This is a genomic window from Microbacterium sp. STF-2 (assembly GCF_034650155.1).
GTDB lineage: Bacteria > Actinomycetota > Actinomycetes > Actinomycetales > Microbacteriaceae > Microbacterium > Microbacterium maritypicum_A.
Map to the genome: position 1 here is coordinate 78,028 of NZ_JARKMW010000002.1, position 23,235 is coordinate 101,262.

Annotated in this window: 38 protein-coding genes; 13 read left to right on the plus strand and 25 right to left on the minus strand. The window is 68.1% G+C overall.

Annotated features, from left to right (window positions below):
- Positions 1-398: 398 nt before the first annotated feature.
- The 11 genes from MicroSTF_RS14140 to MicroSTF_RS14190 all read right to left on the minus strand — a co-directional run bounded on the left by MicroSTF_RS14140 (position 399) and on the right by MicroSTF_RS14190 (position 6,075).
- Positions 399-833: a hypothetical protein gene (locus tag MicroSTF_RS14140; protein ID WP_322956540.1), complete on the minus strand. Its 435-nt coding sequence runs from the start codon at positions 831-833 to the stop codon at positions 399-401.
- A gap of 378 nt (positions 834-1,211) precedes the next feature.
- Positions 1,212-1,568: a helix-turn-helix domain-containing protein gene (locus MicroSTF_RS14145; protein ID WP_322956542.1), complete on the minus strand. Its 357-nt coding sequence runs from the start codon at positions 1,566-1,568 to the stop codon at positions 1,212-1,214.
- Complete coding sequence (locus MicroSTF_RS14150; RefSeq protein ID WP_322956544.1) at positions 1,565-2,518, minus strand: helix-turn-helix domain-containing protein; 954 nt, start codon at positions 2,516-2,518, stop codon at positions 1,565-1,567. Before MicroSTF_RS14150 ends, MicroSTF_RS14145 begins: the two co-directional genes overlap by 4 nt.
- Positions 2,511-2,735, minus strand: a complete 225-nt coding sequence (locus MicroSTF_RS14155) for a hypothetical protein (RefSeq protein ID WP_322956547.1) — start codon at positions 2,733-2,735, stop codon at positions 2,511-2,513. Before MicroSTF_RS14155 ends, MicroSTF_RS14150 begins: the two co-directional genes overlap by 8 nt.
- Positions 2,719-3,207 carry a single-stranded DNA-binding protein gene (locus MicroSTF_RS14160; RefSeq protein ID WP_322956549.1) on the minus strand — a complete coding sequence of 163 codons (489 nt, stop codon included), beginning with the start codon at positions 3,205-3,207 and terminating at the stop codon, positions 2,719-2,721. Before MicroSTF_RS14160 ends, MicroSTF_RS14155 begins: the two co-directional genes overlap by 17 nt.
- Positions 3,207-3,758: a hypothetical protein gene (locus tag MicroSTF_RS14165; RefSeq protein WP_322956551.1), complete on the minus strand. Its 552-nt coding sequence runs from the start codon at positions 3,756-3,758 to the stop codon at positions 3,207-3,209. Before MicroSTF_RS14165 ends, MicroSTF_RS14160 begins: the two co-directional genes overlap by 1 nt.
- Positions 3,755-3,985, minus strand: a complete 231-nt coding sequence (locus tag MicroSTF_RS14170) for a hypothetical protein (protein WP_322956553.1) — start codon at positions 3,983-3,985, stop codon at positions 3,755-3,757. Before MicroSTF_RS14170 ends, MicroSTF_RS14165 begins: the two co-directional genes overlap by 4 nt.
- Positions 3,969-4,652: a hypothetical protein gene (locus tag MicroSTF_RS14175; RefSeq protein WP_322956555.1), complete on the minus strand. Its 684-nt coding sequence runs from the start codon at positions 4,650-4,652 to the stop codon at positions 3,969-3,971. Before MicroSTF_RS14175 ends, MicroSTF_RS14170 begins: the two co-directional genes overlap by 17 nt.
- Before the next feature lie 336 nt (positions 4,653-4,988).
- Complete coding sequence (locus MicroSTF_RS14180) at positions 4,989-5,228, minus strand: hypothetical protein (RefSeq protein WP_322956557.1); 240 nt, start codon at positions 5,226-5,228, stop codon at positions 4,989-4,991.
- Positions 5,225-5,680, minus strand: coding sequence for a hypothetical protein (locus MicroSTF_RS14185; protein ID WP_322956559.1), 456 nt, complete (start codon positions 5,678-5,680; stop codon positions 5,225-5,227). Before MicroSTF_RS14185 ends, MicroSTF_RS14180 begins: the two co-directional genes overlap by 4 nt.
- Positions 5,677-6,075, minus strand: coding sequence for a hypothetical protein (locus MicroSTF_RS14190; RefSeq protein ID WP_322956561.1), 399 nt, complete (start codon positions 6,073-6,075; stop codon positions 5,677-5,679). The genes MicroSTF_RS14185 and MicroSTF_RS14190 overlap by 4 nt, the downstream gene beginning before the upstream one ends.
- Positions 6,076-6,102: 27 nt before the next feature.
- Here MicroSTF_RS14190 and MicroSTF_RS14195 point away from each other — a divergent pair, with 27 nt between their 5' ends.
- Together MicroSTF_RS14195 and MicroSTF_RS14200 are read left to right on the plus strand one after the other, a co-directional pair.
- Positions 6,103-6,573, plus strand: a complete 471-nt coding sequence (locus tag MicroSTF_RS14195) for a hypothetical protein (protein ID WP_322956563.1) — start codon at positions 6,103-6,105, stop codon at positions 6,571-6,573.
- A 99-nt stretch (positions 6,574-6,672) separates the two neighbouring features.
- A complete protein-coding gene (locus MicroSTF_RS14200; protein ID WP_322956565.1) occupies positions 6,673-7,263 on the plus strand; it encodes a hypothetical protein in 591 nt (196 codons plus the stop codon).
- Here the strand turns inward: MicroSTF_RS14200 and MicroSTF_RS14205 are convergent.
- From MicroSTF_RS14205 to MicroSTF_RS14240, 8 genes are all read right to left on the minus strand, one after another.
- Positions 7,223-7,657: a hypothetical protein gene (locus MicroSTF_RS14205; protein WP_322956567.1), complete on the minus strand. Its 435-nt coding sequence runs from the start codon at positions 7,655-7,657 to the stop codon at positions 7,223-7,225. The genes MicroSTF_RS14200 and MicroSTF_RS14205 overlap by 41 nt on opposite strands.
- Complete coding sequence (locus MicroSTF_RS14210; protein WP_322956569.1) at positions 7,657-8,424, minus strand: hypothetical protein; 768 nt, start codon at positions 8,422-8,424, stop codon at positions 7,657-7,659. Before MicroSTF_RS14210 ends, MicroSTF_RS14205 begins: the two co-directional genes overlap by 1 nt.
- Positions 8,411-9,391, minus strand: a complete 981-nt coding sequence (locus tag MicroSTF_RS14215) for a hypothetical protein (protein ID WP_322956571.1) — start codon at positions 9,389-9,391, stop codon at positions 8,411-8,413. Before MicroSTF_RS14215 ends, MicroSTF_RS14210 begins: the two co-directional genes overlap by 14 nt.
- Positions 9,388-9,714, minus strand: coding sequence for a hypothetical protein (locus MicroSTF_RS14220; protein WP_322956573.1), 327 nt, complete (start codon positions 9,712-9,714; stop codon positions 9,388-9,390). Before MicroSTF_RS14220 ends, MicroSTF_RS14215 begins: the two co-directional genes overlap by 4 nt.
- A 63-nt stretch (positions 9,715-9,777) precedes the next feature.
- Entirely contained in the window at positions 9,778-10,524 is a 747-nt protein-coding gene (locus MicroSTF_RS14225; RefSeq protein ID WP_322956575.1) for a phage antirepressor KilAC domain-containing protein, read from the minus strand.
- Complete coding sequence (locus tag MicroSTF_RS14230) at positions 10,521-10,799, minus strand: hypothetical protein (RefSeq protein ID WP_322956577.1); 279 nt, start codon at positions 10,797-10,799, stop codon at positions 10,521-10,523. The genes MicroSTF_RS14225 and MicroSTF_RS14230 overlap by 4 nt, the downstream gene beginning before the upstream one ends.
- A complete protein-coding gene (locus tag MicroSTF_RS14235; RefSeq protein WP_322956579.1) occupies positions 10,796-10,960 on the minus strand; it encodes a hypothetical protein in 165 nt (54 codons plus the stop codon). The genes MicroSTF_RS14230 and MicroSTF_RS14235 overlap by 4 nt, the downstream gene beginning before the upstream one ends.
- Complete coding sequence (locus MicroSTF_RS14240; protein ID WP_322956581.1) at positions 10,957-11,277, minus strand: helix-turn-helix transcriptional regulator; 321 nt, start codon at positions 11,275-11,277, stop codon at positions 10,957-10,959. The genes MicroSTF_RS14235 and MicroSTF_RS14240 overlap by 4 nt, the downstream gene beginning before the upstream one ends.
- Positions 11,278-11,287: 10 nt before the next feature.
- Between MicroSTF_RS14240 and MicroSTF_RS14245 the strand changes: the two genes are divergently transcribed.
- From MicroSTF_RS14245 to MicroSTF_RS14255, 3 genes are read left to right on the plus strand one after another with little or no spacing between them, the layout of a single operon-like run.
- Positions 11,288-11,668: a helix-turn-helix transcriptional regulator gene (locus MicroSTF_RS14245; RefSeq protein ID WP_322956583.1), complete on the plus strand. Its 381-nt coding sequence runs from the start codon at positions 11,288-11,290 to the stop codon at positions 11,666-11,668.
- Positions 11,669-12,127 (plus strand): ImmA/IrrE family metallo-endopeptidase, encoded by a 459-nt coding sequence (locus tag MicroSTF_RS14250; protein WP_322956585.1) that lies wholly within the window; start codon positions 11,669-11,671, stop codon positions 12,125-12,127.
- A gap of 56 nt (positions 12,128-12,183) precedes the next feature.
- Positions 12,184-13,572 (plus strand): recombinase family protein, encoded by a 1,389-nt coding sequence (locus tag MicroSTF_RS14255; protein ID WP_322956587.1) that lies wholly within the window; start codon positions 12,184-12,186, stop codon positions 13,570-13,572.
- Between the two features lie 168 nt (positions 13,573-13,740).
- Here MicroSTF_RS14255 and MicroSTF_RS14260 read toward each other — a convergent pair whose 3' ends face one another.
- The 6 genes from MicroSTF_RS14260 to MicroSTF_RS14285 are packed head-to-tail and all read right to left on the minus strand — an operon-like array spanning position 13,741 to position 18,521.
- The gene (locus MicroSTF_RS14260) at positions 13,741-14,688 is read right to left on the minus strand and encodes a type II secretion system F family protein (protein ID WP_231494495.1); all 948 of its coding nucleotides are present in this window, start codon (positions 14,686-14,688) and stop codon (positions 13,741-13,743) included.
- Positions 14,676-15,533 (minus strand): type II secretion system F family protein, encoded by an 858-nt coding sequence (locus tag MicroSTF_RS14265; RefSeq protein ID WP_322956590.1) that lies wholly within the window; start codon positions 15,531-15,533, stop codon positions 14,676-14,678. The genes MicroSTF_RS14260 and MicroSTF_RS14265 overlap by 13 nt, the downstream gene beginning before the upstream one ends.
- Positions 15,530-16,258 carry a CpaF/VirB11 family protein gene (locus MicroSTF_RS14270; protein ID WP_322956591.1) on the minus strand — a complete coding sequence of 243 codons (729 nt, stop codon included), beginning with the start codon at positions 16,256-16,258 and terminating at the stop codon, positions 15,530-15,532. Before MicroSTF_RS14270 ends, MicroSTF_RS14265 begins: the two co-directional genes overlap by 4 nt.
- A 3-nt stretch (positions 16,259-16,261) precedes the next feature.
- Complete coding sequence (locus tag MicroSTF_RS14275) at positions 16,262-17,734, minus strand: recombinase family protein (protein ID WP_322956593.1); 1,473 nt, start codon at positions 17,732-17,734, stop codon at positions 16,262-16,264.
- Positions 17,734-18,186, minus strand: coding sequence for an ImmA/IrrE family metallo-endopeptidase (locus tag MicroSTF_RS14280; RefSeq protein WP_322956595.1), 453 nt, complete (start codon positions 18,184-18,186; stop codon positions 17,734-17,736). The genes MicroSTF_RS14275 and MicroSTF_RS14280 overlap by 1 nt, the downstream gene beginning before the upstream one ends.
- Complete coding sequence (locus MicroSTF_RS14285) at positions 18,183-18,521, minus strand: hypothetical protein (protein WP_322956597.1); 339 nt, start codon at positions 18,519-18,521, stop codon at positions 18,183-18,185. Before MicroSTF_RS14285 ends, MicroSTF_RS14280 begins: the two co-directional genes overlap by 4 nt.
- Positions 18,522-18,663: 142 nt before the next feature.
- On the opposite strand from MicroSTF_RS14285, the gene MicroSTF_RS14290 reads away from it, so the two are divergent.
- The 8 genes from MicroSTF_RS14290 (at position 18,664) to MicroSTF_RS14325 (ending at position 23,206) form a co-directional block, all read left to right on the plus strand.
- Entirely contained in the window at positions 18,664-18,873 is a 210-nt protein-coding gene (locus MicroSTF_RS14290) for a hypothetical protein (protein ID WP_322956598.1), read from the plus strand.
- A gap of 144 nt (positions 18,874-19,017) precedes the next feature.
- Positions 19,018-19,278, plus strand: coding sequence for a hypothetical protein (locus tag MicroSTF_RS14295; RefSeq protein ID WP_322956599.1), 261 nt, complete (start codon positions 19,018-19,020; stop codon positions 19,276-19,278).
- Positions 19,279-19,498: 220 nt separating this feature from the next.
- Positions 19,499-19,729 carry a hypothetical protein gene (locus MicroSTF_RS14300; protein WP_322956601.1) on the plus strand — a complete coding sequence of 77 codons (231 nt, stop codon included), beginning with the start codon at positions 19,499-19,501 and terminating at the stop codon, positions 19,727-19,729.
- Positions 19,726-20,976, plus strand: a complete 1,251-nt coding sequence (locus MicroSTF_RS14305; RefSeq protein WP_322956603.1) for an ATP-binding cassette domain-containing protein — start codon at positions 19,726-19,728, stop codon at positions 20,974-20,976. Before MicroSTF_RS14300 ends, MicroSTF_RS14305 begins: the two co-directional genes overlap by 4 nt.
- The gene (locus tag MicroSTF_RS14310; RefSeq protein ID WP_322956605.1) at positions 20,976-21,251 is read left to right on the plus strand and encodes a hypothetical protein; all 276 of its coding nucleotides are present in this window, start codon (positions 20,976-20,978) and stop codon (positions 21,249-21,251) included. Before MicroSTF_RS14305 ends, MicroSTF_RS14310 begins: the two co-directional genes overlap by 1 nt.
- Positions 21,248-21,862 carry a hypothetical protein gene (locus MicroSTF_RS14315; protein ID WP_322956606.1) on the plus strand — a complete coding sequence of 205 codons (615 nt, stop codon included), beginning with the start codon at positions 21,248-21,250 and terminating at the stop codon, positions 21,860-21,862. The genes MicroSTF_RS14310 and MicroSTF_RS14315 overlap by 4 nt, the downstream gene beginning before the upstream one ends.
- Positions 21,862-22,827, plus strand: a complete 966-nt coding sequence (locus MicroSTF_RS14320; protein WP_322956608.1) for a hypothetical protein — start codon at positions 21,862-21,864, stop codon at positions 22,825-22,827. Before MicroSTF_RS14315 ends, MicroSTF_RS14320 begins: the two co-directional genes overlap by 1 nt.
- Positions 22,820-23,206: a hypothetical protein gene (locus MicroSTF_RS14325; RefSeq protein ID WP_322956610.1), complete on the plus strand. Its 387-nt coding sequence runs from the start codon at positions 22,820-22,822 to the stop codon at positions 23,204-23,206. Before MicroSTF_RS14320 ends, MicroSTF_RS14325 begins: the two co-directional genes overlap by 8 nt.
- Positions 23,207-23,235: the final 29 nt, after the last annotated feature.

Below are 23,235 nucleotides of genomic sequence, written 5' to 3' on the forward strand. Positions count from 1 at the left end.
GACGTCGCGGCCACCGGCGGGCGCGACGCCTACGCCGGAGCGGAAGCGGTGCCGCGCCTGGCGGCACCGCTTCGAGCAACAGATCGAGTCTTTGCGCGCAGAGCTCGGGATCACGCCCCGGCACCATGCGCATTCACGCACCACTGCCGTGCTCCTCGGGGTGGTCGCATCGTCCCAGATCGGCGAAGCATCCATGCTCGTGGAGTGCCGCCTTGCATGTCGCGTGCCCCTGGCACTCGACGAGCGACCACACAGGGCGCTTGTCCTGGTCGTCCCACTCGACGACCCACCGAAACCCGTCGGGCGTCTGCCAAACGGTCCCGAGTCGGTGGTCCGATGCGTGTTCGACTGGACGGGTCGGCTCCCGTCGTGCGGGAGGCGTGTAGATGACCCCCATGTCAGCGCCCCTCGTTCCCGGCCTCAGCGCCGACGACACCCGGAAGTGTCCAGATCGACCGGATCTCGCCGAAGCCGTACGGGCAGTCCTCCGACTCGCAGGCGGTGCAGGCATCGCCGTAGCGCGCCTCCTTGCATACTGGGTCGCCGTCCCAGCCCATCGGGTGCGCCTCGTGCCATGCGTCGTCTTCCGGCCAGTCGCCGTCGTCGCTCTGGGCCGGATGCCCGAGCGCGAGGCAGTCGACACCGCCCGCCTCGTCGCAGGTGTAGGCGCGCGAGTCGTGCGAGCGTCGCTCCTGGTGGTAGAACGCCATCTGGGTCGCCGCGTCGAGGAGTTTCTCCTCGTTCTCCGCGCGCTCTTCGGCAGTGAGCCCCTCCGGGTCAAGCTCCTGCACCTGCGTTCCGCTCGCGGTCCAGTCGATCCATGACGTGCTCATCGGTCTTCTCCTTCGCTCGGTGGTGTGGACCCGTTTGGTCCGTAGTCGTCGGGGTCGAGTTCCCATGCCGCGTCGTCGATCCACGACCACACGGTGTCGTGCCCGCACTCGGGGCATCGTGAGGCGATGAGGTGCTTCATCGGCCAGGGGTCTTGTGGGCGCTTGAATGTCCCGAAGGCATGAGCGGGTTGCCAGAGCACCCCGCACCCGGCGCACCGCTCGGGGGCGGGCGCGGTGCGGCGGGTGCGGTCGCAGACGAACGTCGGTGCGAACGGCACCCAGCGCCCCCACTCAACCGGGGATCCATCCCAGGCGACAGGTAGCGGTCGGTGCGTGGCGGCTGCTGTCGCGCTGCGGCGTGCCCACGGCGCAGGGGGCTCAGGCATCCCCGTCGCCGTCGACCGGTGCTTCTGTGGGTTCGATGCGGCATCGCCTGCAGGTCAGCGCGACGAGGCCAGCCTCGAGGGCGTCGGAGTGCGTGCCGCAGGCGGTGGCCTTGATCCACGACCCGGGTGCCGCCTCGACGATGCGCGAAGCCGTCGCCGTCGGCCGCCCACGACGCGTCGTCATGCGCTTCGCCGTCGCGAGTACGACATCCCGGTCGAAGAACCCCCGAACGGCCGGCTTCAGCACGCCGTCGCGCACCCAGTTCCGCAGGGTGCGCTCGGTGCGTCCGGCGACCTCGGCGGCCTCGGCGATGTTCAGCCATCGCTTCTGCTGTGCCAGCTGCGTCATTCGCTCTCTCCCCTCTTGCGTGCCGCCACGGCGAGCACGTCCTTCTCGTGGACGCGACCGAGATCCCGCTCGAGGTCGCCGTCCTTGATCCACTTCCGGATGGTGGCGACGGTGCGCTTCGCGATGCGGGCGGCATCGGTCATGTTGAGCAGGTGCGGGTACACCCGCGGGTGCTCGATGTCCTCGACGATCACGACCGGCTCAGCGAAGAACGATGCCCACAGGCCACCGTCATCGAGCGAGTTCGCCTCCCACCCGCATCCGCTCGTCGTGCAGCGGTAGCGCGTCGGGCGCCGGTTCCGACCGGGCTGGACGCGCACGGCCATGAGGTCGCAGTCGGGGCACGGCACGTTCGCCCACCGCGGCTCGTCGTCAAGGGTGTAGCGCACCGAGGCGTCCGCAACGCTCCACGTCGCAGGCTCCCCCGGGTGCACGGCGGCCACGCCCTCCCACAGCGCCTCGACCTGGTGTGAGTCGTTCGCGAGGATGTCGAGCTCGGCGAGGACGACCTCGGCGCATCCGTTGACGTCGTCCCACGCGGACGCCGCGTCGATGCCCGCCTCGAGTCCTTCAGCGCGCCACGGGTGGTCGCCGCCAAACTGAACATAGAGCGCCCATCCCCGCATCGTGCGCACGATGTGATCCGAGGCGTCGATGAGGTCGGCGGCGACCGGGGCCGGCATGTCGGGGCGAGATGAGTCGACCCGGATGCGGTCGTACGGTGTGGCCTTCGTCGGGTCTGCGATCGAGCGCAGGTGACCGACGAGGTCGGCGGCGTCCTCGAGGTGACGGCGAAGCGTGCGATAGCAGCGCTCGCAGAGCAGGACACCGTCGCGCGCCTCGGCGTAGACGCACCCGCGGCAGTCGCCATCTTCCGTGCCGTAGCTCGGGCACGCCGCCCAGTGCTCGCCCTTCCGAGTGCATCCACGGATGCAGGTGCGCTCAGACATTGCTCACCCATCGGTCGAGGGCTTCCCTCTGCCACGGCAGGAGAGGCGTTCCGAGCGCTTCCTCGGCGAACTCGATGGCGTCGACGGTCGGGGCCGGTTCGTCGACCGGGTCGGTGCAGACGCAGTCGATAATCTCGTCGGGGTCTTTCGAGACCGAGATGATCCCCACGCCCCGGCAGTAGGTGCAGTTCGGTCGCGGCTCAGAACGGCGTGTCATCACCAAAGCTCCCAGGAGTAGACCAGCCGTCGGACGATGCACCGGGCGTTGCCCACGGCTCCTCGGATGCCTGTTGCGCGGCGGGGCGCTGTTGGCCGGGAGTGTTCGATGCGGTGCGGGTGACCTGTGCAGTCGCGTAGCGGAGGCTCGGGCCGATCTCGTCGACCTCCAACTCGATCGCGGTGCGCTGGCTGCCCTCGCGGTCCTGGTAGGTGCGCTGACGAAGGCGGCCGGTCGCGATGACCCGCATGCCCTTCGTGAGCGATCCCGCGACGTGCTCGGCGAACTCGCGCCAGCACGAGGCGCGGAGGAACAGGGCGTCACCGTCCTTCCACTCCTGCGCGGTGCGGTCAAAGTTCCGCGGGGTCGACGCGATCGTGAAGTTCACGACCGGTAGACCGTTCTGCGTGTAGCGGAGTTCGGGGTCGGCGGTCAGGTTGCCGACGACCGTGATGTTCGTCTCGTTGACCATTAGGCACCGGCCTTCGCATCGAGCGCGTCAATCATCTTCACCGCGACGGCGGCGATCTGGACGAGCTCCGCCCGGAGCGCGACGACGTGTTCCTCTGCCGCCGCCTCGAAGACTTCTTCCCGGAGGATGTGCCACCACGTCACGGTGCCGTCGCCGCCTTCGTTCACCGAATGGGCCTTCGTGTCGAGCGTGGCGACGGAGGCGATCTCTGCGGCGTTCATGATGGGGCGAAGACCGGTCACGTCATCGAGGGCCGAGATCGTGTCGAGCGGGTGAGTGTCCGCGCCCGTCCCCATCGGGAGATGCAGCTGCTCACCATGCTTCTCGAGTGACCGGGTGACCTCGCGAAGAACCTCGGCGACCACCGGCCCGAATCGCTGTTCGGTGCGCACTGCGTCGATGTCGACGTACCCGGCGAGGATCAGCCCCTCGGCCTGGCGCACGAGCGTCGTGCGTTGCGTCTGCGAGCTCGCACCCTTCCGAAGCTCCCCGGCGACGGCGTCCCGGATCTCCATGAACTCCCCGACGGGGATCTGCGTGTCCTTGCTCATGATGTCTGCCTTCCCGCGGCGATCTGTCGCCGCTGGTTCTCGGCCGCGATGTAGCGGCTCAGTTGTTCGGTTCGGTCTTGGAAGTCCCGGGCGAGTGCATCCGCGATCGGGATCGGCGTCTGCCCCTCGAGCCACAGGCGGCGACTTCGGCGGGGCGAGTTGGCGAGGCCGTCGATGAAGGCGGCGAGGTGCTCGTCGGCGAGTGCCGGGTCAGAACGGATCACCACCCCACCCCCCTCCGAGATCCTCGAGACGCTGGTGATAGGTCGCGAGTTTCTCCTCGTAGATCCGGCGTGCGAGCCACTCGTCGCGCTGCAGGCGGGCTGTTCGGCAGGGTCCGCAGGAGACGCTCTGGATACCGTTGGGGTGCTCGGAGCAGCCGATCGGTGGGGCATCGAGCAGGAGCGGCCGTGACGGCGGTGCGGGCACCGCTTCCCGCTCGCCCTGCACCGCGCCCCACGCATCCGCTCGCGCCGCGTCCTCCGCACGCACCTGCGCCCCCGCGCGCTCCCGCGCCCGCTCGCGCCCGCCCGCTCCCCCCACAGCCACGGACGTCCATGGACGGCCGGAAGGCGGCTCCGGTGTGTCGATGCGGGTGCCGCGGGCGTCGACCCTCAGCGGTCGGGCGAGCGCGATCCAGTGCGTTCCCCTCGCCGGGAAGATTGTCAGGAACCCCGACTCGTCCAGCATGAGCAGGTGCTCCTCGACCATCGAGGTCGCCGCCCTGCCCGGGTACAGGTCGCCCGCGATCAACTCCGGGATCAGTTCCCGGCGCCCTGCGACGTCCGTGTGCAGCCACAGTCCCATCGCGGTTGGCTTCGCCTCGTCCGGCACCCGCAGGTACTCCGGCGACTGCAGATCGCTCGGGCTGATGAATCGTTGCTTCGTTGACACCTTGGTCATTCCCTCTCGCGAAGCCCTCGATGCACCTGTCGAGGGCGAATTGCAGATCGTGCTCGTCGACGGCGAAGCACTCGGTCCAGCCGCGCCCGAGCGGGAGCAGGGCGAGCGCGTCGGTCTCGCGGCGGAACGCCTGCGGGAACCAGCGCCGCAGGGCACGGAGCGCCTCGGCCTCCCACGTCGCGTCCGTGCCGCGGGCGCAGACGACCACCTGTGCGCCGGAGCGGATCATCATCTCCACCCGGTGCCACTTCCATGCGCGTCCTACCTTCAGGACGCGTTCGGTCGGCCAGTACACGACGTAGGTCATCGCGTAGGTCGGCATAGTGCTCATCGCTTCCCCGCCTTCCGCTTCGGCGTGATGCCGCGCCACTCCTGGTGCGCATCGGATGTCTTCGAGCAGAGGCCGAACTTGTCGGGGTGGTTCACGGTCTGGCCGCAGAGGCGGCATGCCGGCTTGCCCTCGTGGATCATGTCGACGATGCGGAGACGCTCGAGCGTGACCTTGCGGTTCGCCGCCCAGTCCTTCTCCTCGACGTCCGCGGGCGCCGCGGCGAGCACGGCGCTCATGCGACGTCCCCGAGGAGCTCGGCCTCGCGTTCGCGCTGCCACTGCCGCTCGAACTTCGCGTAGGTCACACGCGGGTGCTGCGTGAGCACGAGCGGCGTTCGCTCGTCGCCGAGGAGCGCCCCGGCAGCGTAGAGCCGCTCCGCGTCCTTCCATGCCCCGTCGGCGACGAGGCCGAGCACCTGATCGAGCGCCTTCCGCCCGGCGCCGAGGCCGGCCACGCTGAAGCTCTGGCACGGCGGCGATGCGATGTAGAGGCGATGCGCGGGCACGAGCCACGAGGCGAACAGACCCGACCACACGTCTCGATACACGGTGCGGAATCCGGCGCGTGTGCGGGTGCGGATGGCCTCGGGCATGTTCTCGGCGCCGTACTCACGGATGCCGAGCGAGTGGAGCGCAACGCCCCACCCCGTGCCCGCGAAGTGGTCGAGTGCGACGATCTGCCCGCTCATGAGATCTCCTCATGCCAGAGCAACCACTCGGCGCCGTAGACGCTGCAGCCCATCTCCATCGCGACGGCCCGTGAGATCCGGATGCGGATCACGCCCTCGAACCGATACCAGGCCATCTCGAGCGGGTAGAAGACGGGAACGCGTTCGGGGTGCGTCACCCAGCGGCGCACCTTCCACCCGAAGCGGAGCGCCTGCGCCTGCAGGGCGCCCTCACATGCGGCGTTGCAGAACGCGCAGAGCGACAGGCCATCGACCGGTGACGGCACATTCTTCGAGCCGCCCATACCGACCGCACGCCGGTGTTGGAACGTGAGCACCATGACGCCGCAGGCGGCGCAGCGGCGCTCGTCACGTTGGTAGACCGCGTTGCGCGTCTCCGTGGTCGGCGCGCTCATCGGGTCGCCCCCGCTAGAGTGCGGATCGTGGACACACTCTCCGACTTCTGGCTGCCGCTCGTCCTTGCTGTACTCGGCATCGGCGGAACAATCGCGGTGACGATAGTGCAACTGCGAGCGCGCCGTGCCGAGCTCAATGACGAGCGGGCAGCCCGCGAAGCCGCTGAACTCGAACGTAGGCGCGAGGCCGTGATCGAAGCCGTGTACGACGCGATCGGCCCACTCACATCAGCGGCAACAGTGCCACGCGAAAAGCGCAACGTCGTACCCCACAGGGTGACGGTCGCGACAGCGAAAGCCGCACGCATTATCCGACTGTGCGGGCGGGAAGATCGCACGGACTTGCACGAGTGGTTCGCGATCCGGGCGAGACACTGGGGAACGTCGACGCTCGACGGCCTCGGAGAGCTTGAGTCCGCGATGCTCGCAGAAATCGATGCGTGGTTCGACGGACGCGCGACCGCGGCCGAAATCCGCGAAAAGGCGGCGGCAGTCTGATCGTTCACCGATGCTCGCCTCGGAAGTTGGCGTTCGGGGAGCCAGCTGCCCGCGCTCGACGGGCAATGTCCTCGTGTCACCCCCGATAGAGTGCGGGCCATGGTCAGGGATTCCATCACCGTCGTCGTCGAACAGCCTCTGGATGTCGTCGGCTCCGTCGTGGTCCCGGTTGCGGCGATTGTCATCAGTGCAGTCATCGCTGCTCTGATCGCAGGCGCTGAGCGGCGGGCTGCACGGAGAGAGCGCCGCGATGTGGCGCTGGCGAATCTGATGCGGTCGCTGACCCTCGTGGACTCGATCGCTCCTGATCGCGCCTCTCGGTCAGAGCGGAACCGCCGACTGAACGACTTCGTCGCCATGGCGAACGTCGCCGAGTCCGTCTTCCCCAAGAAGGAGTATCCAGTTCTCGCGCTTGCCGTCGCTATCGTTCTGCGTGATGCGAACCGCGGAAGACACCGCCTCTCGTTTGCAGCGAGAGCAGCACTGGCACTCCTGAGCGACTGGGACCAGGGCCAGGTCGACATGGAAGAAGTCCGAGGACATCTGGAATCCCTGACGGAGTGGGACAGAGGCTTCGTGGTGAGCGATTGGCGGGAAGCGATCGTGCGTGGCGGGACAGGTCCGACGCGGAAGGAACTCGTCGCCGCGGTCATCGGTGCGCTCCGAACTGCGCCGCGATCGCGCGGTTGATGTTGAGCATCGAGTTCACCTTCGTGCGCAGCGCACGCTCGGTGCCCTCGGCGTAGTGGTACTCGGCCTTGACGTTGTGCCAGGCCTCGAGTTCGGCCTGCGCGTCGACGTCGGCCATCGCGCGGGCGAAGGTCGCAGCGACATTGTTGCGGCCGTAGTGGGCGAGTTGGGTCTGCTTCTTCGCGATGTAGGCACGCTCGGCGGCGTAGCGACGCTCGTTGATCTCGAGCATCGCGTCGGGCATCGTCTCCATCACGCCGACGGACTCGCGGATGAAGTACTCCATCTCGGTCGGGTTCGTGGGCTGGTAGTCGAGCAGCTGCGCGCCGGCCTTGATCGCGAATGTCGCGGCCTCGGTCGTCATGACCTCGCCGGTGTTGGGGTTGGTGTACATCAGCGGCGTCCCTTCTTGCGGCGCGCGGCGCGACGGTCGGCGCGGTTCTGCGGCGGCAGGTAGTCGCGCGGTACGGGCCGCTCGGGCACGGATTCCTGCTCGGGTTCGGGCTCGGTGGCCGGAGTGCTCGTGTGATCGAGCGCCCACGCGGATTCGACGATCGCCTTGCGGCGGGCGCGCATCGCGCGGTGACGGGCGGTGCCGGCGGTGTCCGGGGTGAACGCGCGCGCCGCGCGAGCGTCCGTCTCGACCTGGTCGATCTGGTCGACCGTCTCGGCCGCGGCGATCTCCGCATCCCAGTCGCGCTCGACCGGCGCGTCGGGCTCAGGCGTCGGTGACCCGGCAGGCAGGTCGCGCTCGTCGACCTCTTCCTCGATGCGGATGTCGCCGAGGAGGTCGCGGAACGTCTGGCGGAAGGCGACCATGCGCACGGTGCGGCCGAGGTGCCGCATCGGCGAGCGGTCCCACTTCCCCGACCATTCCTCGGAGGCGGCGGGGTATTGCTCGGACCAGCGGATCGTGACGGTCGTTGGAACGCGGACACCCTTGCGGTAGACCTCGACGCGAGCGAACTCGGGGTGCGCGATCTCGACACGAACGGTCGAGCCGTCGGGCGCCTTCTCGATGGTCGGCGCCCACGCCTGCACCCAGGTCACGCCGTCGTCGGAGAACTCGACCGGCCCGGTGCCGTCCCACTCCCCCGAGGCGTGCACGATGTGCTCGACCTCGCCGATCGTCTTCTTCTCGATGAGCTCAGTTGTCGACATTCTCGACCTCCTGGAATCGCAGCGACGGCGCCTTGCGGGTGGCGCGGGGGAAGTGCTTGAGGGCGGATGCTTCGAGCACGGCGAGTTCGACGCGCAGCGCCTCGACGTGTGCGTGCACCTCGGGTGCGGCCCCCTTCCACGCGGCCTCGTCGATCGACACGGTCTCGGAGACGGTGGTCTGGAAACCGCCGTGCTCGGTCATGCCGACGGCTCCGAAGCGCAGCGCGCCGGGGAGCTTCGCGACGGCGGCCTTGACCTTCGCGTTCGCGGCCTTCTCGGCAGCGGTGGCGGCGTCGAGGTCGCGCTTGAGCGGCGCCCATTCGGCGACCGCGTCGGTCACGTGCTCCGGCAGGTCGTCGACGTCGGGGCATCCGGCGTCGCGCCAGGTGATGAAGTCGTCGGCGCGTTCGATGAGCCATGCGATCATCTCGTCGTCGCGCGGGACCGGGATCCACGTCGCGCCGCCGACGGGTGGCATGTCGTCCTCGTCGCGGACTTCGAAGCCGTAGAGCGCGTAGTCGGCGCCGAGCACGTGGATCTGCCACTGCATCTGCGCCATGTGCTCGACCGGGATCGCGTCGGACTTCCAGCCGAACTCGTGCGACTTCACCTCGACGACGACGAGCGCGCCGTCCGGGTCGATGCCGATCGCGTCGGGAGTCGCCCGGTGCAGGTCGTTCTCGACCGACGCCCAGAGCGCACCGTTCGGGGCGAGTGAGGCGAGGCGCTCGGCCGCTTCGTCGAGCAGCGCGGCCTCGCGAGCCTGGCCCGCGTTCGTCGCCTTGTTGCCGCGGAAGGTCGAGCCGTTCATCTTCTGCTCGACGATCGTGCGGCGAGCCTTGATGCCGGCGCGGGCGATCTTCCATGCGTCGGACGCGGTGACGCCCTCGCCGCGCTCGAGCATCCAGACGGTACGGGGTGCATCGTCCGGGACGACGATGCGGGCGGCGGTGATCTGCGGGGTCATGTCTGGTCGTCCTTCTTCGGGATCGGGATGAGGAATGCGGCGACGAATGTCGCGAGGCTGAGGAGGACGCCGAGGTCGGCGCCGTTGACTCCGGTCGTCGGGTCAGCCGCGGCCGGTCCGCAGATGGCGGCGGTGATGAGCGCGGCGACGACGGCGGCCATGCGTCCCGGCGACAGCGGCCAGATGCTGCGGTGATCGGTCGCGATCGGTCCGTCGATCACCGGCGCGGTGCGCTCGGCGACACTGCGGTGCATGTCGGCGGTCATCGGGGCGAAGTCGTCCACCGGTTCGACGTTCTCGTCGGTATCCTGTGTCTGAGGCATGTGCTTGCCTTTCGTTTTGGTGGGGCGTCCGGTGCAACGGGCGCCCCACTTTCGTGTGTGGGGTCAGTGAGTGAGAGCGCCGGCGCCGAGCCGGACGCGGAGGCGCTCGACGCCCTTCGGTGTGATGCGCACCTGTGGGGCGGAGGGCACGAGGTCGCCGGTGTCGCGGTCGCGGTACGGGGCCATCGCGCGCACCTTGAGGAGCCCGGCGTCGACCGCGCGTGCGTACGGTGTCCACCGCTGCTTCTCGCCGCGGTAGATCCAGCCGAGCTCGTGGAGCGTGTCGAACAGGCGTTGCGGGCCGGTCTCGATCCCGGCGCGGGAGAGCATCGGGGCGACGTCGCGCACCGCGTAGTCGGTCCCGGCGTCGGCGATCTCGTCCCACGCCTCGGCGCGCGGTGCGAGCACGGCGATCTGCTCGTCCTTCCGGGCGATGATCTCCTGCGCCTGGACGACAGCGCGCGCCATGAGTTGTTCGGGCGTCTCGACCGAGTAGGCGCCGGTGCGGCGGATCGACGGCACGACCTCGTGCGTCACCCACCAGCGGAAGCGGCGAGCCTCGGGCTTGTCCGAGCGGATGACGACCTCGTACATGCCGGACTCGGAGACGATCGTGACCGACCGGGCCTGGCCACCCGACCTGATATCCGTCTGACGGATATCAGCCTCGTCGAGGCGAGCGGCGACGTTGCCGGAGTTCGCGATGCCGAGCACGCCGCAGATGTCGGCGAGCACGAACCAGAGTTCGCCGTCGATCGAGATCGTGCGCACCTCGCGGTCGGCGTACTGGAAGACCTCGAGCGCACTCACGATGCGTCCTCCTCGATCGTGGCGAGCCCCTCGGCCATCAGATGCAGGAAGAATGCGACGAGCACGGCTACGAACGCGAAGACCAGGAGCAGCAGACCCCACGGGGCGAGCGAGAATGCGACGGCCCCGACAATCACCCCGAGGATGAGATAGCCGACGGCGGACGCCCGGACGAGCGGACTCAGCCGACCGGCCGGGGCAGCCGTCCCCACGGTGCCCCGGCCCACCTCACCCGATACCCCAACGGGCACCCGGTCCCTAGACCGGTAGCTCATGCGGCGCTCACCATCGGCCCGGCGCTCGAGGACTTACGCTGGGCAGCGGCGCGGGCGTCGCGCTGAGCGAGGTTCTCGAGGATGCGAGCAGCGATGTCGCCGGATCGCCGCCACGCGGCGTCCGACGGCTCGGCGCGAGACCCCATCAGCGCGCCGGTCACGACGCCACCGCCATCCGCGCGAACCGGCTCGGCACGAACACCGACGGCGACACGTCGAGGCACTCGGCGATGAGGAGCAGGTCAGTGAAGGAGAACTCTGACTTACCCGCGCACTTGCGGTTCAGCGTGGGGTAGGGGATGCCGGTCTCATCCGAAACCGAGACCTTCGTGCGGCCCGCGGTCTTGATGGCGGACTCGACAACCGAACCGACTTCCGAGGCAACTGAATTGATCATATGGTCAATCATCCTCATCACGTGATCAACCGTCAAGTTAACCGAGTTATCAATATAGACAATTGGGTTGACTCGCGGCATACTTGGACACGTGAACACACGAGAGCGCGGAGAAATGTTCGGTCGATACGTCGGCCTCGAGCTCAAGGGAGCGATCGTCTCCCGGTCGCTGACAGCGAAGGCGGTGGCGGAGAGAATCGGTCGCGCCGACGCGAACCTCAACCGCTGGCTGAACGGCAAGACGGAGATCCCGATCACTGTCGTCTGCGAGGTCTGCGAGGTGCTGGACCTTGAGCCCCGCACGATCGTCGAGCATGCCTACGACCGAATGATCGAGGAGCTCGGCGAGCGCGACGCCCCGACCAACGTCACGCAGTTGCGTCCGCGCGATGTCCCTACTCCCGTGCAGGATGAGCGGGCGGTCGCGAAGAAGAAGTCTCGCGATCCCGGAGGGGATGAGGGGGAGTTCTGAATGGACTCGAAGATTCTTGAGCTATACGACGGGCTCGATTCGATCGGCGTGCGGGTCGAGTTCTGCGACCTTCCGGACGATCGCGACGGCGAATATCTGCACGACGAGCGGCTGATCCGCATACAGCACGACCTGCGCTTCCGGCGCTACGTGAGCACCCTCGCGCACGAGGTCTGTCACGCGGTGTTCGGAGACACTCCGTCGATGTTCGGCCCACTCAACGCGAAGCAGGAACGGCGTGCGGACGAATGGGCCGCGATGCGATTGATTGACCCGCACGACTACCGCGTCGAGGAAGCGCGGCATGAGGGCCACCTTGAGGCGATGGCGATTGCCCTCCACGTCACGACGGACCTCGTCGAAGCATTCCGCCGAGTGCTCGTCCGCATCGGCGAAGACGTCTACGTCGCGCCCAAGATGGGCGCCGGGCAGTGGGCGCACCGAATCGGGGTGGCATAGTGCCGAGCGCTCGCCGGCGGCTCGCTGCCGCACCGTCACGGCGGCGAGGACTCGGGATGATCCGCGTCTCCCGCGAGCGCGACGGCATGACCTCGCCGGAGGTGCAGCGACATGCGATCGAGTCGTACGCCGCCACGAACGGAATCGACATAGTCGACTGGGTCGAGGGCATCGACGAGACCGGCTCGCGTGCTCGGTCAGCGTGGTGGCCGCGACTCGATCAGTCGATCGAGCGGCTCGAGGCTGGCGAGTTCGAAGTCATCGTTGTCTGGAAGTTCTCCCGCACCGCACGCCATCGCCTTCGGTGGGCGGTCGCGCTCGACCGCGTCGACGCGCTTGGCGGCGGCCTGCTCTCTGCGACGGAACCGATCGACGATCGCACCTCGCACGGCCGCCTCGCCCGCGGCATGGTCGGCGAGTTCAACGCCTACCAGGCAGACCTCATCGGGGACACATGGCGCGAAGCGCACGCCCGGCGATTCCGAGAGGGCAAGCCGATCAACGGCAAGCCGCGATTCGGCTACTCCTACTCCCCCGCGGACGGCTTCGCGCCGGACCCAATCACCGGCGCAGTGCTCGCCGAGACCTACCGCCGCTACATCTCCGGCGAGAGCGTCTATGCCCTCGTGCGATGGCTGAACAGCGGCCCGACGCGGCCCGTCGGTGGCTACGGGGGCACCGGGGACGGCCTCTGGTCAGAGCGCACTCTGCGACGCGTGCTCGACTCGGGGTTCGCCGCGGGGATGATCACCTATCAAGGTGAACAGAAGCGCGGCATCCATGAACCACTGATCACCGACGCCGAATGGGACGCCTACCTCGAGGCCCGCGGCCGCCGCCGCGTCTACCGCCGATCGGAGCGCTCGACCTACGCATATTCCGGTATGGTCTGGTGCGCTTGTGGGTCGAAGATGCACGGAGGCGCCCACGGCCAAGACCGCGCACAGTCGTACCGGTGCAAGGACGGCAAGGAGAAGGGCACCCATGACGGCGGCTACGTCGCTGAATCGCTGATCGACGACGCGGTGCGCGACTGGCTGCGGGAGCACGAGGCGCGGGTCCGCGCCGAGGTTCGCGCCGGCATCGAGCGACGCCCTCGCCGAGTCGGCACGGACCCCACTGCCGACCTGAAACGACAACTCGCGGATCTCGCAAATCGGCAGGTGATTCTCGCCGAGCAGCGCCTCAGCATGGGGATGCCGCAGGCGGCTTACGAGACGCTGCGCGACCGGTACGCAGCTCAGGCGGTTGCGCTCGAGCAGGAGCTCCGAACGACCGAGGTTCAGCAGTCCGCGCCACTGCGAGTGCTGCCGGTGCTTCTAGAGCGGTGGATCGATCTCACCGTCGAGGAACGCCGGGAGTACCTGCGCTCACTCATCGCGCGAATCGAGGTCACGCCCGGGCGACCGCGTGCCCGGGTCGAGATCGTCCCACACGAGTCCTGATTCCCCGCCGTGGGATCAGGACATAGTCACGAACGTGACGAGCACCCATCCGGGAACATCACCCGTTTCGTCGTCAATGAAGGCGCGGAACCGGGGTGCGGCGTCATGCCAGGGGCGTCGCCGCCGCTCCTGCGTTCGTGCGGTCATGGTGGTCCTTTCGTCGTGCGGTCAGCCGATGCCGAGCCGGAGGATGAACAGCCCTGGATACACGGCGAAGAGCACCGAGAGCGGAAGGATCAGGAAGACGAGCGGGAGAAGCATCAGGATCTCTTTGCGTCCCGCCTGCTCGATCAGCACACGTTTCGCGTCTTCGCGCGCATCACCCGCCTGAGCGTGCAGTACCGCGGCGAGGGGCGCACCATGCTCGAGCGCCGCGATCACCTGGTCGACGACGCGCGACAGTTCGGGAAGCTGGAGGCGTCGCGCCATCTCGTGCAGTGCGTCGGCCAGCGGCGAGCCCGTGCCGACCGCGAGCACCACCTGGCGCAGTTCAGCAGTGAGTTCGCCGGAGCCCACGTCGGCCACCCGACGCAGAGAATCGAGGAACCCCTCACCTGCGGAGAGGCACAGAGCCAGGAACTCGAGAGTCGTCGGGAGCTCGTCGGTGAGTCGCACCCGGCGAGCCTTGGCCCTCACAGAGAGCTGAAGGTCGTACGCAGCGGCGGCAGCCGCCCCGCAGAGCAGCGGCATCACACTCGTCGGCACCGTCAGCCGTCCGGCCAGCGCGAGCACGGTCAGCACGACTGCGCCCACACCGATCCCGGCGAGGCCCCAGCCCAGTTGCCGACCACGGAACGATGCGGGGCTCGTGCGCACACCCGCCTGCGCGAGGCGCTGGCGGAGAGCCTCTCCCCCGCCGACCAGCCTCTCGAAAGCGCCCCGCGCACGCTCCCACAGCGTCCGCCCGCTCGTGGGAAGTGATCCCACCGCGGGGAGGACACCTCGGGGCAGGTAGTCGTCAGCGACGACATCGCGCACATACGGCCCGATCCGCACGACGAGAGATGCCGCTCTCCAGCGCGGAAGCACGGAGAGGATGCTCAGCATCCCCGCAGCGAAGCCGCACCCGATCAGAACCGCGATCGCGAGCGCCGAGACCCCGTTCACCCGAACCACCGCCGCGGCTCAGGAAGCCTGCCGATGCGGACCATGATGTGAAACGCGACCACCGACACCGCTGCTCCCAGGCAGATCACGAGCATCCCTTCGGGAGTGCCGTACGCTGCTGCTCCCTCAGGCCGGAGAACGAGCAGCCCCATGATCACCCAGGGGGCGATCGCGCCGAGGACGGCCGCGCCCCGGATCCATGACTGGCGAGCCTCGACTTCGCCCCGCAGGGCGGCATCCGCCCGCACCGAACTCGACAGCGCGCGCAGGACATTGATCAGTTCCGTGCCACCGACCTGACGCGCCATCCGCAGTGTCTCGGCGATGCGATCGCCGACGGGGTCGGCGAGCGTGGATTTGAGTCGGTCGAGGCTGGTCTCGAATCTGCCGCTCGCACGCAGATCCCTCGCGAACACGACGAATGCCGGTCTCAGCGTCTTCGGCGCGGACTCCGCCAGGCTCGCCATTGCGTCGGGGAGCGACAGGCCCACGCGGATCGCCGCGATCAGGAGATCGCACACGTCCGGCCAGAGCTGTCGCCGCAACCGTCGCAACCGCGCTCGGCGCCCCCGCAACAACACGATGGGTGCGACGGCTCCCGCGACGCCCGCCAGCAGCGCGAGTACGGCGATCCCGGTCAGGAGCCAGGCGACCGATGCGGCTATCAGTCCGGCCGCGGTGACGATGACGAGGAGCGCGCGCCGGGAGAGCCGGTCGAAGCCGGCCTCCTCGATCAGGCGGACGATTCGCCCTCGCCGGGTGGCCACCTCGACCGCGTCCGATCGCGGCCACATCCAGGGCGACAGGCACAGAAGCACCCCGGCCGCGAGGAGGGCGCCGACGAAGACTGTCACGACACGATCCCGATCAGGCGTGGCTCGCTGCGGCCGGTGCCGATGCCGTCGCTCGTTGGCGCACCTGCCCGATAGACGCTCCTGGTCTGCAGCCGTCCTCCGGCGAGGCCGCCGGTCGGCGCGATGATCTCCTCCACGTGTCGGTGCCCCGCACGGTCCCTGGCGCAGTGCACGACCAGGTCGACAGACGCGGCGAGTGCAGGGGCGATGAACTCACGATCGATGTTCCGCCCGGCCAAGAGTGGAAGGATCGTGAGCTTCTCGATGGCCTCGGCCGCAGAATTCGCATGCACGGTGCATGCGCCCGGCACCCCGGTGTTGAGCGCGAGGACCAGATCGAGAGCTTCCGCGTCGCGGACCTCGCCGATCACGAGACGGTCCGGTCGCATCCGCAACGCCTCCTTCACCAGCCTGCGCAACGTGATCTCCCCGGTCCCCTCGAGGCTCGCCTGTCGCCCCTGCAGCGCGACGAGATCGGGCCCCTCCACGGCCAGTTCGAACGTCTCCTCCACCGTGACGATGCGTTGAACGTCGGCGCACGAGGCCAGCAGCGCGCCGAGCATCGTGGTCTTCCCCGCGTGCGTGGCGCCGGAGACGATCACGCTCTTGCCGTCGTTCATAGCCACCCGCAGCAGCTCGGCGACATCGGCGGGCATCATCCCCTGCGCGGCGAGCGCTCCGAGAGATCGGTACTTCGGCAGGAACTTGCGGATGTTGACGGGCAATAACTAACTACGCAGTTCCCACCGAGGGACGACGACGACCCGCTCGGCTCCCCTGCCGGGGCGGATGATGACAGCAGCTGCCACCTTCAGCAGCGCTTGACGGCGTTCGAACGTCTCGAGAGACCGCCATGCGCCGGCCAACGTGACGGCAACCTCGCGCACGTCAGCCTCGCGCTGAGCGTTCACGAGCTCCAGCGACTTCTGCCGAGAGGTGAGGCTCTCTCGCTCCGCATCGAGCTTGCGGATCGTTGCCTGGTAGGCCGCGTCAGGGATGGTCCCGTCGATCGCCTGGATTGTCAGCGTCGCCATGCGCTCGTCGATGCGTGCCACTCGACGGTCGATCGCTTCGGCGTCGTTCACCGAGCGCACGCGACGCTTCGTCGTGGCGACGCGCGCCGCGAGCATCGCGTCCGTGTCCGCGGCGAGTGTCATCACCCATTCGCCGGCCGCGCGCTCGACGATCTCGGAGCTGATGGTGACGACCGTGCGCCCGAGTCCTTTAGAGCGGGCAGCTGTGGAGCACACGTAGCGGTGGTGCGAGTAGTGCATGCGTCCGCCGCAGTCGGAGCAGTAGATGAGGCCGGTCAGTAGATGACGTGCTTCGATGGAGCGGGACGGCTCGGAGAGGGTGAGGCGTCGCGCCCAGTACGCCGCCCATTCGTCGGCTCCGATCACGGCGTCATGGGCGCCGGGGTAGAACGTCCACTGTGCTTTCGGGAGGCGCTTGTTCTTCCACCCCGGCCGGTGGACTATGAGACCGGCGCCGAATCCCCCGTCGAGCATCTGAAAGAGGTTCGTGTTCAACCACGGGAGTCCCTGAGTCGTGCGGATGCCCTCCTCGTTGAGCCACCTGGTGATCCTTCCGGATCCATCCCCGCGGATCGCGCGGCGGTAGATCTCTGCGAGAATCGGGCCGGTCACGGGATCGGGCTCGAAGCGGCCGTCGACGAGCTGGTAGCCGAAGCGGTGATGTCCACCGTGAGGTAGACCCGCTCGACGTCGTCGCTCGTGTGTCTCTTTCCACTGCTCCCCGATCAGCTCTGACTGGTAGGCGTTCAGCTCGCCAAGCATGCCGCGTGCGAACCGGCCTGACGCGGTCGCCGATTCGATTGGTTCTGTGGCTGAGAGGATCGCACCGCCCAGAGTGTCGACGCGGTCGAGCGCAATGGCCCAGCGGAGGCGCTGACGACCGACGCGGGAAAAGCGCCACACGAGGATGACCTCATACTCCCCCGCCTCCATGCGGGCGATCGACTCGTCGAGACGTGGCCACCACGCGGACTTCCGGTCAGATCCGGACTCGTCGATCCCCTCGACCCAGTCGACGATCTCGACGCCGTTCTGGTCCGCGCACTGCTGGATGGCGGTGCGCTGCATCTCCGGCGACGTCATGCCCTCGCGCTCTTTCGAGACGCGGATCATGCCGATGCCCCGTCGCCGCGGCATCGGCGAGGACGTCCCTCGGAGTGCTCTCATCACTGCACCTCGACCCGGTGGTGGTACTGCCCCGCGCCCATGCGTGGAGCAACGTAGGTGGTATCACCGATCCGTTGCAGCACGCGCTGGTAGGCGCGCACGATGTCGTCGATGACTTCGAGGTCTTGGGCCATGAGACTGAGGTTTCCGTCGCGGAGGTGCTCAACCTCGCGGTAGTCGTCGTGGTCGATCAGGCGCAGCGCCGCCCATTCGTCAGCGCGGCGCTCCTGCTTCGCGTTCACCGGCCCGAACTTCGACGGCACGTCACCGAAGACGGCGTGGCAGAGCTCGTGAGCGAATACAGAGCGGAGCAGACGGTGCGACATGCCCTCCTGCAGCCGGATCGTGTTGGTCTTCGCGTTGTAGTCGCCGTCTCGGCCGAGACGGGTGAGGTCGGCGAAGACGACGGCCACCCCCAGCATGGCCGCGATCTGGTACAGCGTGGACGTCACTCCATGTCCTCCCCCCGGTCAGTGGCCCGCGGACGCGCGGCCAGGTCATAGTTCTCCTGATCATCGTCGAGGGCTGGGACATCGGCGCGGATCTGCGCACGGCGGTGGATCTCGGCGAAGTCGATGCCGGCGACCGCCTGGAGGTGGTTGGCCACGTCGAGCACGAAGTCGAGCGAGACGCGGGCGGTGCGGTCCTTCCCCGTGGTCGTGAGGTGACGGTAGAGCGTCTTGTAGGGCATGCCGAGAGCCTCCGCCGCGATCTCCAGCGTGCCGTAGTGGCCCAAAAGCGCGAGGCGCAGCTGCGTGCGGATGGCGTCAGCAAGTTCGTTTCCCATAACGGAAAGACTAGTACCCATTTCTGGGAATGGTCTTCACAAACTAGGTAAACATGTAGGAAACCTACTTCCCACTTGTGGGAAACCTAGAACATCTGTTCTTAACTTCCGTTTCCCAAAAGTGGGAACTAACGTTCTGGTTATGGGAAACAGCGAACTGGCGGTGAGCAACATCACCCGCCTCATGGAACAGCAGGAACGGTCCTTTGCCTGGCTGTCGCGGACCACCGGGATTCCGTACAAGAGGCTCCTCGCCGAGGTCAAGAACCAGACCACGCCGATGAAGCTCGACACGGCTCTGGCTGCCGCCGCCGCGCTTGGCGCCGAGCTTCCGGCTCTGGTGGCGGCATGACTCGGGACGAGTGCCTGGCCGAGCTGGCGGACTACCTCGCCGAGGTCGCAACAGCCGACGAAGCCGCATCTGCCGCGGCCTGAACCAAACGGAAACGCCCCCGCGGCAACGGGGGCGAATCACGAATCGAAAGGAGCAGTCAAGATGCTCACTCAGATCCTATCTTCTGTGCCGCCGCCGCGTCCGGCGACGAGTCACATCCTGAACCAGCCGCGCATGGGGGCCGGCTCGCCCGCTGGGGATTCGGGCACGACCGACCGGGGCACGGCGGGCACCGCTGCCCCGGTCGAGTCGGGACGCGAGGCGTGGATGCGCGACCGCGTCGTCGAGGCTGAGCGCACCGGCGAAGTCATCAAGCTCACGTGGCGACGCTCGGTGTCCATGCCTGGGGGTGATGCAGCGTGAACCTCCAACAGACGGCTGATGCAGCGGGCCTCGACCTCACCGCCTGGGGACGTTGGCTCGCCCTCGCGGAGGAACTCGCGGGGCACTCTCTCGATGGCGACGAGCACGCCTACCCGGCGTTCGAGCGCGGCGTGTACCCCGAGGTGTACGTCGGCGCGCAGGCGGAGCCGTGCGAGACGTGCAAGATCCCCGGAGCGCCGTCGCACGATCCGATGCCTCGATGCCATTACCGGCCACGCATCGTCCACCACTGCACCTGTTCGGCGTGCTTCTGATGGTCGCGCTGCGCTGGGCGTCGTTTCTACTGGCCGCCGAGTGCCTCGTCTGCCTGTTCATCGCTGAGCGTGGCGCCGGATCCGCGATCCTCGCCGCCCTGTTCTTCCTCCTCTTCCTGCTCTTCTGCTGGACGCTCCGCTCCCGCAGCACCACCACTCGAAAGGCATCATCATGACCAAGCGGTTCACCGTCACCGACTACAAGGGCGTCCGCCAGATCGACCTGTCCCCCACCGGTCGACTCGTCGTCATCGCTGGCGCGAACGGCGCGGGCAAGTCCTCGTTCATCGACGCCATCACCGAGCTGTTCGACCCAAAGGGCTCGAAGCTCACCCCGAAGCCGATCCGGGAGGGTGCCGAGGAGGCGCGCGCCGAGTACGTCGACGAGGATCTCCAGCTGCGGATCCGGCGCGTGTGGAAGCAGAACGGCACGGCCGGCACCCTGAGCGTCGAGGCGCTGGATGGGGCGAAGTACTCGCGGCCGTCCGACGTCGTCGCTTCCCTTCTCGGTGGCGCGATCTTCGACCCGGTCGCGTTCCTCAACCTCGACGAGAAGAAGCAGCGCGATGCGCTCCTCGCGAAGGTCGAGCTGCCGTTCGACCTCGACACGCTCAGCCGCGAGAAGGCCGGTGTGGAACAGCGCCGACTCGAGGCGGGCCGCGAGGTGAAGCGGCTGCAGGGCGCGCTCGCCTCTCTCCCGAAGCCCTCCGCCGACGCTCCCGCGGAGGAGGTGTCGTCGACGGATATCCTCGCGGAACTCGATGCCGCCCGGCTGGCCCAGCGGCAGAGCGAAGAGGCGCATGCGCGGTACGACAGCCTCGCCACCCGGTACGACGAGCTGACGCGGCAGATCGAAGAGCTGATCCTCCAGCGCGAGCGAATCGGCGATGAGCAGGAAGCCGCACGGAACCAGATCCTCGCTCTCCCGGATGCCGTGGACATCGAGCCGCTGCAGGAGCGGCTGAGGAACCTCGACTCGATCAACCAGGCCGTGCGCGACCGGAAGGCCTACGAGCGGACTGCTGCGGACCTCGCAGCCGCGCAGCAGCTTCACGACGGCGCGCAGGCGGCACTCGACGTAATCGAGCAGACGAAGCGCGAGGGACTCGCGGCTGCTGCCTTCCCGGTCGACGGCCTCTCGGTCGACGAAGACGGCGTCACGTTCGACGGCGTTCCGTTCGGTCAGGTGAACAGCGCCATGCGCCGCCGGGTCGCGTTCGCTATCGCCACCGCCGGGGATCCGAAGCTCAAGCTCGTCATCGTCAAGGACGGCGACCTGCTCGACGCGGACTCGCTCGACGCGATCCGTGAGGTCGCCGACGAGCGCGGTTACACGGTCCTCGTCGAGCGCGACCGCGACGAGTCCCGCCAGATCGGGTTCACCGTCCGCGACGGCTCCCTCGCACCCGAGGCGGCCGCCTGATGGAAACGACAGAGCTGACCGTCGTCGAGTTCGCGGCGAAGCACGCCGACGCCTGCCCGTGCGGGACGGAGCGAGTCCAGCACATTCGGACGCACGTCGACCTGCTCATCGAGGCCGCCGTGGCCCACAACAAGGTGCTCTGGAACGTCGGAGTGGATGCGGAGGGTCGCGTGTCGCTGATCTGGCTCTCGTACACCGTGGACGCATGGCAGGCGCTGCTCGAACAGGCCGCGCAGATGCAGGCACTCAAGGCCTTGCTGGGGCTGGACCGATGAGCGCGCTCGCGGTGCTCGACCGGACTCTCGCGGACTCGAACGACCGGGAATCGTGGCTCGCCCTGCACGGCGCGGGAAAGGTCATCGGATCTTCGACGGCCGGGAAGTTCGCCAAGGCCTCCTCGGTCGAGACGTACGTACGGCAGATCCTGGAGCCGCGCACCTTCTCCGGGAACGAGACCACGGCATCCGGTCACCGGTGGGAGCCGCTGATGCTCGCCTACGCCGGCGCCGAGTCGAACAGCCTGTTCGTGCACCACCCGGAGAACCAGCGCTTCGCAGCGACGGTCGACGGCACGAAGCGCACTCGCATCGTCGAGACGAAGGCGAAGCACAACAAGGTCATCACCGCGCCGACCCCGTACGAGATCCGTCAGCTCGCGTGGCAGCTGTTCGTCCTGCCCGAGTTCGACGGCGCCGACTGGGTGTGGGTCGAACTCGTCCGCGACCGCAACACCGGCGAGTGGGTGATGCGCCGCGACCCTCAGACCCTCGTCTTCGACCGCGACCACCCACAGATCGTCGCCGCCACACACCTGATCGTCCCGATCGCTGAGCAAGTCCTCGCCGCGCTCGACGCGGCCCCCGTCCTCGAAGGAGCACCGTTCTGATGTCCACCTCTGTCGTCGCCTACGAATCAGCGTCGCTCGACGCCCGCATGAAGTACGCGAACACCATCGCCGCCGCCGGCCAGATGATCCCCCGCGGGCTGTTCGACCCTGCCACCGGCAAGCCTTCCCCCGCGAAGGTACTGCTCGTCATGGAGACCGGCTCCATGCTCGGCCTGCACCCGATGGCGGCTCTGCAGTCCATCAACGTCGTCGAGGGGCGAGCCACCCTCGCGGCGCAGCTCATGGCTGGCCTGATCCGCCAGGCGGGCCACCGTCTCGAAATCGTCAAGTCCGGCACCATCCCGGGAGGCGACTACGCCGTGACAGTCACCGGCACGCGGGCCGACACCGGCGACGTCTTCACGTCCACCTGGGACATGCACCGCGCGATTCGCGCGCAGCTCGTCGACTCCTACGAGCAGAACCCGCAGGGCGTGTTCGTCGTCCGCGCCCGCTCGGAGAAGGGGAAGTTGCTGCCGTGGGAGGCGTACGCCGAGAGCATGCCGAAGTGGCGCGCGATCAGCGAGGTGGCCCTCGAAGGATTCTCTGACGTCACCCTCGGCATGCGCTCCTACGAGGAGATGACCGACGGCGGCATCCCCATGGCCGAGCCGGACCCTGAGCCCTCGGAGGACTGGCTGGCGCTCTTCGCCTCAGCGAAGACGCGCGCGGACCTCGACGCTGTGGCAGCACGCCTCGCGGAGAAGGGCGAGGGCACCGACAAGCTGCGCGCCGCGTTCATGGCCCGCGCGGGCGTCATCGCGCGGGAGGAGCAGACGGTCGATGCAGAGATCGTCGCCGACGAGACCACCGGGGGCGGTGAGGCCGTTGACGGGGACCACCCCGAAGCAACAGGAGTGCCGGCCACAGTCGCCCCCGGTCCTGAGATGACCCCTGAGGAGTTCGAGGCCGCGGAGGCTGCGCGCTTCGACGCTGAGCACGCCGAGGTGGTGGACCGTGACTGAGCTGATCCACTCCGTGACCGGCGAGGTGCTCGATTACACGCCCGCGAACCCGGTCGAGGTGGAGTACATCATCCGCGAGCTCGGCGAGCGCCTGGAGCGTGCTGTGCCCGTCCTGGATGAGCTGCAGCGCGCGCGGTATGACGCCGAGTCCGCCTACTCGTCTGCGTTCGAGACGGCGAAGCTCACGTCAAAGGCGGAGATGTACTCCGATCGTCGCTCGGAGGCGAAGCTCGCCTGCCTCCCGCTCGAGCGCGAACTGAACGAGGCGAAGGCGAAGCTGCACCACGCCGAGCGGCTGCAGGACGCGCTCAAGGCGAAGCTCTCCGGCTACCAGACGATCTCGAAGTCCCTGAACCAGGCGTTCGGGGCAACTCGATGATCACCACGACCACCAACAAGGGAGGAGTC

Excerpts from the sequence above, each read along its gene's own strand:
- MicroSTF_RS14205 (WP_322956567.1), bottom strand. The coding sequence starts at position 7,657 with ATGTACACCAACCCCAACACCGGCGAGGTCATGACGACCGAGGCCGCG.
- MicroSTF_RS14145 (WP_322956542.1), bottom strand. The coding sequence starts at position 1,568 with ATGACGCAGCTGGCACAGCAGAAGCGATGGCTGAACATCGCCGAGGCC.
- MicroSTF_RS14310 (WP_322956605.1), top strand. The coding sequence starts at position 20,976 with ATGGAAACGACAGAGCTGACCGTCGTCGAGTTCGCGGCGAAGCACGCC.
- MicroSTF_RS14210 (WP_322956569.1), bottom strand. The coding sequence starts at position 8,424 with ATGTCGACAACTGAGCTCATCGAGAAGAAGACGATCGGCGAGGTCGAG.
- MicroSTF_RS14275 (WP_322956593.1), bottom strand. The coding sequence starts at position 17,734 with ATGAGAGCACTCCGAGGGACGTCCTCGCCGATGCCGCGGCGACGGGGC.
- MicroSTF_RS14165 (WP_322956551.1), bottom strand. The coding sequence starts at position 3,758 with ATGAGCAAGGACACGCAGATCCCCGTCGGGGAGTTCATGGAGATCCGG.
- MicroSTF_RS14230 (WP_322956577.1), bottom strand. The coding sequence starts at position 10,799 with ATGAGCTACCGGTCTAGGGACCGGGTGCCCGTTGGGGTATCGGGTGAG.
- MicroSTF_RS14180 (WP_322956557.1), bottom strand. The coding sequence starts at position 5,228 with ATGAGCGCCGTGCTCGCCGCGGCGCCCGCGGACGTCGAGGAGAAGGAC.
- MicroSTF_RS14315 (WP_322956606.1), top strand. The coding sequence starts at position 21,248 with ATGAGCGCGCTCGCGGTGCTCGACCGGACTCTCGCGGACTCGAACGAC.
- MicroSTF_RS14285 (WP_322956597.1), bottom strand. The coding sequence starts at position 18,521 with ATGGGAAACGAACTTGCTGACGCCATCCGCACGCAGCTGCGCCTCGCG.
- MicroSTF_RS14250 (WP_322956585.1), top strand. The coding sequence starts at position 11,669 with ATGGACTCGAAGATTCTTGAGCTATACGACGGGCTCGATTCGATCGGC.
- MicroSTF_RS14320 (WP_322956608.1), top strand. The coding sequence starts at position 21,862 with ATGTCCACCTCTGTCGTCGCCTACGAATCAGCGTCGCTCGACGCCCGC.
- MicroSTF_RS14300 (WP_322956601.1), top strand. The coding sequence starts at position 19,499 with ATGCCATTACCGGCCACGCATCGTCCACCACTGCACCTGTTCGGCGTG.
- MicroSTF_RS14160 (WP_322956549.1), bottom strand. The coding sequence starts at position 3,207 with ATGGTCAACGAGACGAACATCACGGTCGTCGGCAACCTGACCGCCGAC.
- MicroSTF_RS14215 (WP_322956571.1), bottom strand. The coding sequence starts at position 9,391 with ATGACCCCGCAGATCACCGCCGCCCGCATCGTCGTCCCGGACGATGCA.
- MicroSTF_RS14240 (WP_322956581.1), bottom strand. The coding sequence starts at position 11,277 with ATGCCGCGAGTCAACCCAATTGTCTATATTGATAACTCGGTTAACTTG.
- MicroSTF_RS14290 (WP_322956598.1), top strand. The coding sequence starts at position 18,664 with ATGGGAAACAGCGAACTGGCGGTGAGCAACATCACCCGCCTCATGGAA.
- MicroSTF_RS14220 (WP_322956573.1), bottom strand. The coding sequence starts at position 9,714 with ATGCCTCAGACACAGGATACCGACGAGAACGTCGAACCGGTGGACGAC.
- MicroSTF_RS14255 (WP_322956587.1), top strand. The coding sequence starts at position 12,184 with ATGATCCGCGTCTCCCGCGAGCGCGACGGCATGACCTCGCCGGAGGTG.
- MicroSTF_RS14150 (WP_322956544.1), bottom strand. The coding sequence starts at position 2,518 with ATGTCTGAGCGCACCTGCATCCGTGGATGCACTCGGAAGGGCGAGCAC.
- MicroSTF_RS14305 (WP_322956603.1), top strand. The coding sequence starts at position 19,726 with ATGACCAAGCGGTTCACCGTCACCGACTACAAGGGCGTCCGCCAGATC.
- MicroSTF_RS14140 (WP_322956540.1), bottom strand. The coding sequence starts at position 833 with ATGAGCACGTCATGGATCGACTGGACCGCGAGCGGAACGCAGGTGCAG.
- MicroSTF_RS14295 (WP_322956599.1), top strand. The coding sequence starts at position 19,018 with ATGCTCACTCAGATCCTATCTTCTGTGCCGCCGCCGCGTCCGGCGACG.
- MicroSTF_RS14185 (WP_322956559.1), bottom strand. The coding sequence starts at position 5,680 with ATGAGCGGGCAGATCGTCGCACTCGACCACTTCGCGGGCACGGGGTGG.
- MicroSTF_RS14200 (WP_322956565.1), top strand. The coding sequence starts at position 6,673 with ATGGTCAGGGATTCCATCACCGTCGTCGTCGAACAGCCTCTGGATGTC.
- MicroSTF_RS14190 (WP_322956561.1), bottom strand. The coding sequence starts at position 6,075 with ATGAGCGCGCCGACCACGGAGACGCGCAACGCGGTCTACCAACGTGAC.
- MicroSTF_RS14155 (WP_322956547.1), bottom strand. The coding sequence starts at position 2,735 with ATGACACGCCGTTCTGAGCCGCGACCGAACTGCACCTACTGCCGGGGC.